The sequence below is a fragment of the Polynucleobacter bastaniensis genome (assembly GCF_018882205.1).
Classification (GTDB): Bacteria; Pseudomonadota; Gammaproteobacteria; order Burkholderiales; family Burkholderiaceae; genus Polynucleobacter; species Polynucleobacter bastaniensis.
Window position 1 is genome coordinate 100,153 of sequence record NZ_JACVOU010000004.1, and the last position, 11,399, is coordinate 111,551.

Consider the following 11,399-nt stretch of genomic DNA (forward strand, 5'->3'; position numbering starts at 1 on the left):
GTCTATTTTTTTCGAAGATGCACCGCTGGAATGCGCATCCCTTCTCGATATTTAGCTACCGTTCGCCTAGCAATTTCATAGCCTTGATCGCCCAGTAACTTAGCAATCCTGCTGTCAGAAATAGGTTTTAATGCAGGCTCTTCTTGAATAATTCGCTTAATCAGTTCTTGGATTGCTGTCGAGGATATTGCTACACCTTTATCAGAATTTAATTGACTGCTGAAAAAGTATTTAAATTCAAAAATACCTAGCGGACAGGATAGATATTTTTGTGTCGTCACTCTCGAAATTGTTGATTCATGCATCTCTAATGTTTCTGCTATTTCACGAAGAACAAGTGGCTTCATTCCAATTGCGCCCATGGAAAAAAACTTTTGTTGATGTTTGACGATTTCATTCGCAACCCTGAGGATCGTATCCTCTCTTTGAGCAATATTTTTAATAAGCCAGCTTGCTTCTAGAATTTTTTGTTTTAAGACTCCATCAACCTTCCCTTGACCACTCTCTTTGAGTATTTTGGCGTACTCGCCATTGAGTGAGATTCGTGGTCTTGCATTTGGATTTGATTCGACAACCCATAAGTTATTGATGGATTTGACCACGACATCCGGCAAAATCCATTGGTCGTTTTCATGGTCGAAGTAAGCGCCAGGATTATGTTGCAAACTGCGTATGAGCTCTACCGCTTTGAGAACTTCTGCCTCAGTTTTGTTGCTCGCTTGTTTGATCTTAAGCCAATCTTTTGAACCAACCTTATTTAAATGGGTATTGACAATATATTTGGCTAGTTCCCATGCTGATTGATCGGGGATAGGTTTTTCTAAAATACGATCAATTTGCAGGGATAGGCATTCTGCTAAATTGCGTCCGCCAATGCCGGGCGGATCAAGTGACTGCAGTTTTTTTAGTGCGGACTCTAGTAGATAAAGCGTGCTTGATTCTTGACTATCAAGTTCATTTTTGATTTCCGCATGAATTGACTCGAGATCATCAATGAGATAGCCTCTGTCATCCAGGCAGCCCGCCAGATAGGTAATGATCGACTGCTCTTGTGGACTTACATGAAGGAGATGAATTTGCTCCTCGACATACTCTAAAAGGGTTTGTTGATGAGCTATGCGCTCATAGCGCTCTGCCCAGTCATCGTCATCATCCTGCGACGCCCTATTGCTTGAGGTCCAAGAGTTTTGTGTCTGTTCAAGCCGTTCAGAAGATTGAGAGGCATTAAACTCAATTTCTGGATTAGGCTCAAATTCCAGCAAGGGATTATCTTCAGCGGCCTTCGCTAATTCCTGCTCTAGTTCGTTATTGGATAACTGCAATAAGCGGATTGTTTGTTGCAGTTGAGGTGTTAGGGTGACCTGCTGACTAACTCTAGTATTAAGCGAAATAGCCATTTTTATATTTTCTTGTGGTTCGCTAGTGAAAATTCTATCGTTGCTGACCTAACTCAACGTTGTAAAAGAGGGCTTTTTGAGACTTTCGGCTCATATAAATTGTTTAAATTTGAACTATTTCTCGGTTGCAAAAGTAGTATGCAATCAACTGCAACTATTCTAACCATTTATAATAAAAAAACTATATAAATTAAAGGGTTAAGAAATTTTCTTGCTATTTCCAGGAAACTTAGCCTAAATTAATCTAAGCAAACACAGAAAACTGACCGTAATAAGAGGTCAGAAGACTATATAAAGCGTTTCATATTATGGAAAATCCTGTCATTACAGAGCACCGTATTCGTGGTGATCGCTTTTATGCCATAGAAAAAAACAACAAAATTGCTTTTTACACAACCAATATTGCGGCAGCGCGATATTGGGTCAAAAATGTGATCGACAAAGAGACTCTTGTTATTGAGGAATCATTAGAGGCTAAGCCTGATGGCCAGTGATGGCTTGATTTTGATGTTTATTTAGGGTTAATTCAGCTTATTTCAGCAATTGCCTTAAAAGTAGCAAAACCATCTTAAGCGGTTCAATTTAGACCATAAAATCGTATAATCATCCATTAATTTGGATTATTAGCATGATTTATTCACGTCGCCTTTTTTTTACCATTGTTTTGCTTTTGGGCTCTCATGAGTCGAGCTTCGCAATGGCTCAGGCCGAAAATGATATGGTGACTGTTTTGGATAAAAAAGGCTATTCCATTGCTTACTATAAAAGCTCTATTAAAGCATTGCCTCCAGAGTCAAAAAAGGTATGGATTATTACCAATCGCCAAACAATAGACGAAGCCACGAAACAGCGCGTTGGATCCGTGCGCAGTAATATTTTATTCAATTGTAAGTACGGCACTTACTCCACCTTGGCCACTATCCAATACTCTGAACCAAATGCACAGGGTAAGAAGATTTTACAAACAGAGACTGGTTTCAATTTGGCGGATGATCCAGTGCCAGAAGATAGTGCTCTAGCAATCATACGAAAACAAGTTTGCAATCCTTAATTTAATTCCAATTTATATGGCCATCATTACCTACCCCCCCGAATTAGTAGACAAAATAGATCCTAAATTTCACATAGAGCACTCAGCTATTGCTAAAACTATGCTTCGAGAAATTAGTAAAACCCCTTTGGCAGGGGTATATGCGATTGATGGATCTGGTGCCGAGTTTGCAGCCACCGTCCTCGATATCTACAAAGGATTATTGGTGTTAAAGCCAGAGACCGAGCCTCCTAAGGGATTTAGTAGCGTTATTGGCACCAGTCAGATTATTGTGGCCTGTACTGAAAACTCAAAAATGCAGTTTCTTTCAAGTGATTTTAGGATGCATGAAGATGGCAGTTTAATAACCTGCTCTCTCCCGCAAGAACTCACTGTGATCCAGCGTCGCAAAGAGTTTAGAACATTGGGGCCGAGTGATGAACAGTTTAATTTCGTTCTTTCACTAGGGGCTGGTCAAGAATTATTAGCAAAAGTAGCCGATGTTTCTGATCATGGGATTTTGCTAGATATTCGTTTGGGTGCAGCTGAAGTTGAGGTGGGGCGCTATTGGCATTCAGGATACTTTGAGCGCCAAAAATTCCGCTCAGGCAGTATCGATTTAATCATCCGCAATGTACGCCCTGGTAAAGCGCTTGATCGCATTCGAGCGGGTTGCGAGCTATACAACCCTAGCAAAACCGCACTCAAAGAATTTGAGTCTACTAGAAATGCCATTGAAAATGCCCGTGTACAAGGACGCTTAAATCGTTGGTATGCGTCGGCTAGTTGGTGTGAATAACCAAAATGCTTACACTCTAATTTGATGAAGCTAAAGTCATGAGCTTGTTTACTAACTTTACAAGTGGAAAATTGATCATGATCCTCAGTGTGATCATGCTTATTCCACTGCTGTATTTTTTTATTCGTGATTTTTACAGCAAAGTGGTTGATGAGGTAAAAAATACTGGTTCATCTATCCCAGTTGAACCCATTATGGTGACCAGCTTAAATAAAACAAACCAGCTTGAAGAGGTTATCAACCAAAAGATTGCAAACATGAAGTTGGATTTAATGGCAGAGCGTTTACGTATTACATCTACGGCAGACGTCCTAAAAAATCTTGCTTTTGAACGTCATCTTCCAGAAACTCTTTATCAGATTTATTTTGAGACACGAGCCTTCCCTAGAAAAAATGTAGAAGCTCAGCAAACGGATTTGGAATGGCATGCCAAAGCAGGTATTACAGAGCTGAAGGTAGAGCCGATGCCTTTAGATGATGGCACTGTTATTCAATTCACTTTGCAGAACTACCCATATACGCTAAGTGCTATCAATCATCGCTTTGCTAGAACCTATTTTGTTGAATTAACTCTCCGAGATGTTGATAGCACTCGCTTATTTGTAGTGCGTATTAAGGCTAATGAATTAACCGGCAGAGAGATTCTGGAAACAGCCATTATTGAAATGAAGTCCGGTGAGTGGATAGATGATCTTGCTAGTTGCCGCCTCTTAATGGATAAGCGCAAGACTGAGGTTCAGTTAATGGCTGAGCATCGTGAAGTAGAGATGCTAAAAAAGCGCTTCATTTTAAATAACGCTGGCGATAGGCTTGTAGCAAATAAAGTTGCCGCTAAGTCGCGCAAGAGTGAATGATCATTGTGACTGAAAAAATTACTTTCTACTCACAAAAAAATATTTATTTTTGGTTTTTAACCTTTTCTGGATTCCTGTTTGCGGTCTCTTTATTGGTATTACTTGGGGCTGCAAATGATTTATCCGAATCTTCTTCGGAGCTGAAACAGCTGAAAGTAGCGATGCCAGTACTGGATGATTTTGTTGCGACTCAAAAAATTGACGTTCGCCTTAATAAAAATCAGCGACGCTTAAAATCAAGTGACATTCCAAAATTGGTTGATGGGGCGATTATTCCAGTTAATACAGATGAGGCAGTGAATCGAACTTTTCAATTTTTCTCAGAATTTGAAAACAAACGTTCTGCATCATTGCTCGCAGTTGAATTGCCTGCCGTAGAGTCCATTGAGCTGGGCTCACCTGCTGAGGCAGCAGGCATAAAACCAGGCGATTTAATCCTAGCTGTTAATGCAACAAAGATTGAATCTGCCTTAGGTTTTTATCTCGCACTAAACGAAAAAACTTCCGCAGATGTAAACGTTAAATTATTGAGAAATAAAAGAGATAGTTTGACGGTTGCAATGCGCATGGCAGATAGGTCGACAATCACTGGAAATAATTGTGGAATTAAGTTCATTCTGCCGGGTGATGTGATCTACCTAACAGAAGTTGAGACAAAACGTCTTGCAGAGCAATATCGTCGCGATATATTGTCAACTATCCCGGTAGATTGGCGAACCGAAGTGTCCAATGATTTAATGCAAATTGCTAGACGTCTAAATGCAATCGCTAAAAACGTGATTGATCCAACCGGTGTAAACCCAGTCAAATTGCAAACCAGAGATATAGTTGTCTGGCATAGCAAAAAGGTTGCAGAAAACATTGATATTTACTTTTCCCAGAGACGCAAGATTGAAGCTAAAAATGTTTCGTATATGACGGGGATCGGGGATGCATTTGTTGGTTTTGTGTGCAGCGTGCTCATTTTTGCTGTGGCACTTGCCATGTTTTGGTATCAAGGTCGTGAATCAGGAAAAAAATCATGACAACATTACAAATGCAAGATTACTGGTTAGGAATGCGGATTAATGGCGGCCGTTATGCGATTTCGACAAAATTCATACATGCCGTCTTTTTGCATCCCGAACCTGAGCAGGGCATGAAAGATCTACGTATTAATGGTGTTGTAGTCTATAAGGGTGAACCCATTTGCTTGCGTAATCATTTTCAACTACTACGCTTTGATCAACGCGGAGATAGTTTTGTGGATTGGCATCAGTCTCTAAAGCAGTCTAGCGCACCTTGGATCATTGTTTTGAGAAATGGCCCTCAAGAAGGCTTGGGTTTCAGGATTAATAATATTGTGGGGCCCTTTTACGCTGAGACGATACCTGATTCTTCATTCTTTTATCACAACGGCGCTGATTATCATTTGGTGGGGGTCTCTTAAGGCCGACAATACCGATCAGTCACTTAATCGCTAGTCGAGATCATTTATATGAATAAGAAAAATAATAGCCATATCTTTTCCCAGCACCCAATTCTTTTGTGGCAATGGGTTTCCTATGTTTCGTTTGCGCTGGTGTTGGCTGCCAGTATCGGTGCTTTTCTCTCTGCGCGCTCTTGGGTATCTGAAGGTAAGTATCTGCAATCAATTGATGGCGAACAGATTCAAGTGTTACGTTTGATTCCTTTCTTAAAAGAGTTACAGCAGCAAACAAACGGTCCCGTTACCTTAGAGCCTGTTTTTTTTACAAACTTAAAAAAAGCTGAGATCTTCTTAAAGTCAGCAACTACAGACTTGAAGAACCAGCCTGAGCTAAGTCCTAATTCAGCGTCTGCTGTGTCGACCAAGGGGATAAGTGAACCTACTGCATTGAAGTCTTTGAGTGGCCAAGCTTCGGCTTCAGCTGTAAAAAATCCTAGCACGACTAAAGAGGCAGAATCGTCTACTCCTTTGTTGCCACTATCCGATAATCCGGTAGTTGCTCTTTTTCAAAGGTTGGACTCTAAGGTAATGGCTGTCGTTTTCGGTAAGCCTGAGAAATATGCTGTCAAGTCCGACAAAAAAAATGACGATGAGAAATCTGAGCAGACTGAGGAAGCTGAAAATCTCAAGAAAAATCCAAAACCTTCCACCCCACTTGAGGTGCTGATAAGTGCTAAAAATACTGAGCAGGCAATCGGAGTAATACTCGCACAAGAAAAAAGCTTAAATGATTTAGCTGTCTTAGCAAGGTCAGGTGAAGTACTAATTGGCCCTAAGGGATCACTCGAGTTGGATAAACTTCCCTCTGAATCTGCTGTAAAAAAATATGCAGAAAGCATTGGTAATTTTGTCAAGGCACACAATGCTTGGCAAAAAAATATCACTGATATTGCGACAATATCAGACCTTCAAAAATCACTTGGTGTAGTTCTTGAGCAAAAGGTGCTTTTGGAAATTGATGTCGGTAAAAAAACAGCTGGTAAGTCAAACCTCAAGCTAACAGATGTAGCGCCTAAGGTGCCGCAAAGTCCTTGGTATTCAAAGTTACCGCAAGAAAGTGTAGCAGTGCTGAATGCTTATGTTTTGAATATGCGGATAATTAAGGATTTCGCTAACGACTATGGGTCTTTGCGTCTTGCTGCGCAAAAAAAATCTCAATCAATTCAATATTTTGATTTTAAAGATGCTGGCGGATTTTTAGGTTTGATTTTAGTTTCGATCATTACCGCTTTTGGAATCATCTTAGGTGCTTATATGGCGCTCGTGAATACCCGACGTAATGCGCAAGATTTGCAGCGGGCATCTAAACAGACTAGGGCTGCCGGTCAGCTATTAAAAACAATTGACTTAGGCTTTGCTAGTGCGCCAAGTAACAAAACATCCAAGGCTAATTCACAAAATAATGATTCTGATCAATCGACAGACCAACTCAATGTGAAGACAGTGATGAATGTCATTTCCGAGTTAAGTGATGATTTAAAAAATAAAATTAAGAAAATAGACACGCACTTTAAAGTACTTTCACAGCTCAATACCAAATTACGCCATTCTATTGATACCCTGCATGAGAAGAGTGGCCAGATTCGTACAAATACGTCTGATAAAAGTAGTAATTCACCCTACAGCCAAGAGATGGGTATTAGTAGGGGCGGACCTTTAGATCAGCTTCAAGATGCTTTTTCTGCCTTAAAGCAACAGGGTGTCCGTCTTTACTTGGCCATATTGGATAACCATTCTAGTAAACAACTTGCCGTTGAAACAGAGCAGCTGAATTTATTAGTAGAGAGAGTCGAGGCTACTGTATCGAAGATGCGCTCGACGCTCGCTGTCGCACTAGAACAAGCTACGCCTATGGAAGTGCAGGCGCCACAGATTTCTTTAGAGGCTATTGAGCTTCTGAGTATGGATGCCAAACAGGTCATGCGTGATCTTCAGTTATGGCAAGGTGAATTTGATGGATTGAATAAAGCTTTCGCTGAATTAAAACGAGAAGCAAGGGTCTAATGCAATTGATTTTTTATAAGGCGTAATGCAAATATGGCCGAAGAAAAACCCCTGTTTTTAATTGATATTGATCGTGCTATTGAAGGTCTGCAGACTGCTGCCCCTAAAAAAGGTTCGGCGTCAGCAGTATCGATTGAGCCATTAATCATGCATAGCGTTGATTTAGCTAATGCGCTAGATGGCGCTGGATTAGATGATTTAAGTGGGATGACTAACGAATTAGCGCAGTGTTTTAAGAAAAATGATGCACAAGCTTTTTTGGTGTTGGATGATCTAGTTAGTCTAGTGAAGTCAGAAGTCGCATTTACGCATCCATCGGTAGCGAGTGGAGCGTCTTGCACTCTAGAGCAATTAAATCAAGCAAAAGTATTATTTGCCGCCAATTTATCGCAAATCCAAAATGGTTTGCCGATCACCAAAAATCCTGATGCAGTATTAGCGCAAGATCTTCCTGCTGAGGCAGATCCTGATGTAACTCAGGAAGCGATTGAGGCTGTCAGCAGTAAAGAAGAGGAATTGGTCTTTAGTAAATCGCCAATCTCTGAGTTGTCTGCTTCTCCAGTGATCCCAACTATCCAGGAATTATCGCCAGAACCTTCTATCGCAGAATTGAGCGCCCTATTTGCACCGCGTCTTCATGAAGAGTCTCCAGTAGTTTTTACTCCTCCTGAGCCCAAAGCATTCTCTTTTCCCGAGGGTTTGACTCGTCCTCTAGAGCGTGAGAATTCATTAGATTATTCAGGTAGTCAGCGTTTCTTAGATAAGCACTTTTCCTTGAATCGTGCCCACAACCTCAATCGTATGCAAATAGCACGAAGTTTAGTTACTAAGACTGAAAACTGGAATGCTGTAGAGCTTGATTTCTTGCTTGGGCGTGAGCAAGATGAGCTCACTAAAGCTGGTCAACAATCATTACGCCATGTATTTGAGAATTTGACAGAGGAGCTCTTGATTGATGAGGTGTATGCCGATCCCGAGATCGTCCAACAACTAGTCACGATCATTAGCATCTTGCCGCCCTGTCCGAGTATTTTTGCAGTTCAGCAAGATTTAATGATTTTTATTGATTTAGACCACATATCCTTATCTGCGGAACATCTCTTGTCAGCAGGCAAAATGATGGCTGAAATTGGGGGCTCACTCGAAATGCATCATGAAGGAGTGCGTCTATCATGCCCATCTAGTTTATTAAGAATGCCCATGGTCTTTTTTGGACGGCACGGGCAAAACTATGCTGTTTCAGCAATTCAGTATTTAGGGGAAGAGGCCCTCAATAAACCAGTGGATAGTAAGGTCGATGCATTGGGCGAGATTTTGCATCCCGCTAGGATGATTAATCTGCTTGTAGGTAATCAGCATTACTCTATTTATGCCCATGAATTTTTAGGGGTTCAGAATATGAATATTCACCTCAACATTCCTAAATTACTAGAGCGACCCTATTGGTTGGCTGGTATGGCCTTAGATGGTATGAATAATGTGTACCCTTGGGTAGCTTTAGATCGGTTTACCAAATAATGCCGCTCTTTAGTCGTTTTTTGATTGGGCTGCTATTTTGCACGCTGTCGCAGAGCCTTTATGCTGCTTTACCCCCAGATCTTGAGCAAGCTATTAAGCGATTTATTCAAAAAAGTCCCACTGTCAATGGTTTGCGGGTGGAGACTGAATGGCTCGAGCCTAATCTCACGATTCCAGCTTGCTTGGGCGGTAGCATTGAAATTTTGACTCCCCCAGGTGCGCGCTTATGGGGTCGGTCCATGATCCAATTGCGGTGCGCCAAAGCCGCCTGGTTAATCAATGTGCCAGTCAATATTCATGCCTATGGAGATTATGTTGTAGCCAGCCGCTACCTACCTTTTGGCCAAAAGCTTGAAACTGGGGATATTCGGGTAATTGAGGGTGATTTAACCGTGCTACCAGATGATGTACTACGGAACCCTAAAGCTGCTTATGAGCGAGTTTTGGGTAAATCTTTGCAAATGGGCATGCCAATTGGGCTAAACGATTTGAAAGAATCTGCCGTAATAAAAGTAGGAGATCCTGTTAGGATTCAATTAACAGGTAAAGATTTTCAGGTTTCCGGTGAAGGTGTTGCCCAAACCACCGGAATGATTGGGGATATGGTAAGAGTGCGCTTGTCCGACGGGCAGGTTTTACAAGGCAAGGTATTGAGGCCAGGAATTATTAGCGTTAATATGGAATAAATCGCTAATTTGCGGTAGTATTTGGTTGTAGAAGTTGTGTTTTACTAGGTTGTACTGAGGAGAATGAGATGAAAATTAACGAGAATGCACCACTAATTCCGCCAAATACTGGAACAGCCAAACCTGTGCCAGGCTCGAACTCGACTGCCAATACAACTAACACAGCTTTAAATCAAACCTCAGCATCTGCGGTCAGTCGCCCTGCAGTCAATTTAGATATTGGTTTAGCAGCCAAGCTTGCTGAAGCGCACAGCAGTACTAGCGCTACCAATCAGGTTAGTGATGAGCTCTTAATTAAAAAACTACGCGATAAGGTTGCTGCTGGTCAGTTTGAGATTGATTACAACAAGATCTCCCAGTCAATGTTGAAGGATGTTGTTGCAGCAATTGGGCAAAAACCAAGTCGTCCTTAATACGAAGCCCGCATTAATTAATTCGTTTTACTGTAATCTTCTTGCTCACATTCTGAGCTCAATTAGCCCCCCTCTTTTTACTTAGAAAAATCTATCCCTCAGATGGTAAAACCACATCCATCCATGTCTTTTGACGATTTATTAAAGTTCTTAAAGGGTATTGCAAGTGCTATTGAGGGTCTGCGTACAGCTTTAGAGGCTAACGATATGGATCGACTTCCAGAATCGCTAGAAAGCACTAATCAGGCTTTGGATGCTATTCAGAATTATCCAGGAGGTGCTGACAAGCTCAAGCAAGATATTCACCAATTTGAGTCAGCACAAACTAAGCAATTATTAGCATTACTAGATGAAGCCTCAGTTAACCACCAAATCAATGGGGATCTGATTCGCTTAGCGATGCAACGCAGCTCTGCCATGCAGTCTTTTATTGCTCAGCAAGCGCCAAGCGCGACTTACGGAAGTGATGGAGGTGTTCCAGGATCCGTAGGCGGTGTACTGTCTCGCAAAGTCTAGGGCAAAAAGTGTTTAATGTACTAAGACTTTAGTTTTGCCCGAATACGTATCATGCCTTGCGTATGGATCTGGCTAATGCGCCCAGGGGTAATATTCATGACTTGGGCAATTTCTCGATAAGATAGATCTTCTTGATAATGCAAGGCCATGACTAATTTTTCATTATCAGGTAAGCCTGACAAGATAAGGGCTATTCGTTCTGCAAATTGACTCATGGCGACAGAGCGCATTGGGTCAGATTCATCGGTATCTGAAGGCATGAGATCATCCGACAAATCATCTAACGGCATTAAATGGACCATGTTGGTGATGATGGCGTGGTATGCCTCAATACTCAAATCAGCGCCTTGCGCAATTTCTTTTTCCGAGGGGTGGCGTCCCAAGGTTTGCTCCAAGCGGCGAGTCACTTTTTCGATTCCAACCAATTCATCTCGCTGATTGCGCGGCAAAATATCATTTTTGCGGCAGGAGTCATAAATAGCACCCCGTATGCGGGTTTTAGCATAAGCCTCAAATGCTAAGTTGGGCTGGGGTTCATAGCGCTTGAGAGCATCTAATAAACCTGTTAAACCTTCCTGGATGAGATCATCTACCTCAACATTAGGCGGTAAGCGAGAGCAAATCTGATGGGCTATCCGCTTTACCAGAGGTAAATGAGTGCGAATAGCTTCATCAATATCAATAGATGCAAAATAACTAGAAGGCTTCAATGAC

General features: G+C 41.6%; 13 protein-coding genes. 11 read left to right on the forward strand and 2 right to left on the reverse strand.

The window, feature by feature from the left end; genetic code table 11:
• Positions 1-2: 2 nt before the first annotated feature.
• Positions 3-1,397, reverse strand: coding sequence for an RNA polymerase factor sigma-54 (gene rpoN / locus ICN22_RS08310; protein WP_216170047.1), 1,395 nt, complete (start codon positions 1,395-1,397; stop codon positions 3-5).
• 308 nt (positions 1,398-1,705) lie between these two features.
• On the opposite strand from rpoN, the gene ICN22_RS08315 reads away from it, so the two are divergent.
• The 11 genes from ICN22_RS08315 to ICN22_RS08365 all read left to right on the forward strand — a co-directional run bounded on the left by ICN22_RS08315 (position 1,706) and on the right by ICN22_RS08365 (position 10,685).
• Positions 1,706-1,891 (forward strand): hypothetical protein, encoded by a 186-nt coding sequence (locus ICN22_RS08315; RefSeq protein WP_216170049.1) that lies wholly within the window; start codon positions 1,706-1,708, stop codon positions 1,889-1,891.
• 203 nt (positions 1,892-2,094) lie between these two features.
• Positions 2,095-2,448 (forward strand): surface-adhesin E family protein, encoded by a 354-nt coding sequence (locus ICN22_RS08320; RefSeq protein ID WP_216170051.1) that lies wholly within the window; start codon positions 2,095-2,097, stop codon positions 2,446-2,448.
• A gap of 16 nt (positions 2,449-2,464) precedes the next feature.
• Complete coding sequence (locus ICN22_RS08325; RefSeq protein ID WP_216170053.1) at positions 2,465-3,226, forward strand: PilZ domain-containing protein; 762 nt, start codon at positions 2,465-2,467, stop codon at positions 3,224-3,226.
• A 77-nt stretch (positions 3,227-3,303) separates the two neighbouring features.
• Positions 3,304-4,080 (forward strand): hypothetical protein, encoded by a 777-nt coding sequence (locus ICN22_RS08330; RefSeq protein ID WP_216170055.1) that lies wholly within the window; start codon positions 3,304-3,306, stop codon positions 4,078-4,080.
• Between the two features lie 5 nt (positions 4,081-4,085).
• Complete coding sequence (locus ICN22_RS08335) at positions 4,086-5,105, forward strand: PDZ domain-containing protein (protein WP_216170057.1); 1,020 nt, start codon at positions 4,086-4,088, stop codon at positions 5,103-5,105.
• Positions 5,102-5,509 (forward strand): hypothetical protein, encoded by a 408-nt coding sequence (locus ICN22_RS08340; protein WP_216170059.1) that lies wholly within the window; start codon positions 5,102-5,104, stop codon positions 5,507-5,509. Before ICN22_RS08335 ends, ICN22_RS08340 begins: the two co-directional genes overlap by 4 nt.
• 48 nt (positions 5,510-5,557) lie before the next feature.
• Positions 5,558-7,552, forward strand: a complete 1,995-nt coding sequence (locus ICN22_RS08345) for a hypothetical protein (RefSeq protein ID WP_216170061.1) — start codon at positions 5,558-5,560, stop codon at positions 7,550-7,552.
• 33 nt (positions 7,553-7,585) lie between these two features.
• On the forward strand, positions 7,586-9,070 hold the full coding sequence (locus ICN22_RS08350) for a hypothetical protein (protein WP_216170063.1): 1,485 nt from the start codon (positions 7,586-7,588) through the stop codon (positions 9,068-9,070).
• Positions 9,070-9,756, forward strand: a complete 687-nt coding sequence (gene flgA, locus ICN22_RS08355; RefSeq protein WP_216170065.1) for a flagellar basal body P-ring formation chaperone FlgA — start codon at positions 9,070-9,072, stop codon at positions 9,754-9,756. Before ICN22_RS08350 ends, flgA begins: the two co-directional genes overlap by 1 nt.
• 68 nt (positions 9,757-9,824) lie before the next feature.
• A complete protein-coding gene (locus tag ICN22_RS08360; RefSeq protein WP_216170067.1) occupies positions 9,825-10,169 on the forward strand; it encodes a flagellar biosynthesis anti-sigma factor FlgM in 345 nt (114 codons plus the stop codon).
• Between the two features lie 123 nt (positions 10,170-10,292).
• Positions 10,293-10,685 carry a hypothetical protein gene (locus ICN22_RS08365; RefSeq protein ID WP_216170070.1) on the forward strand — a complete coding sequence of 131 codons (393 nt, stop codon included), beginning with the start codon at positions 10,293-10,295 and terminating at the stop codon, positions 10,683-10,685.
• A 20-nt stretch (positions 10,686-10,705) separates the two neighbouring features.
• On the opposite strand, the gene ICN22_RS08370 is transcribed toward ICN22_RS08365, so the two are convergent.
• On the reverse strand, positions 10,706-11,395 hold the full coding sequence (locus ICN22_RS08370; protein WP_216170072.1) for a FliA/WhiG family RNA polymerase sigma factor: 690 nt from the start codon (positions 11,393-11,395) through the stop codon (positions 10,706-10,708).
• Between the last annotated feature and the right edge of the window lie 4 nt (positions 11,396-11,399).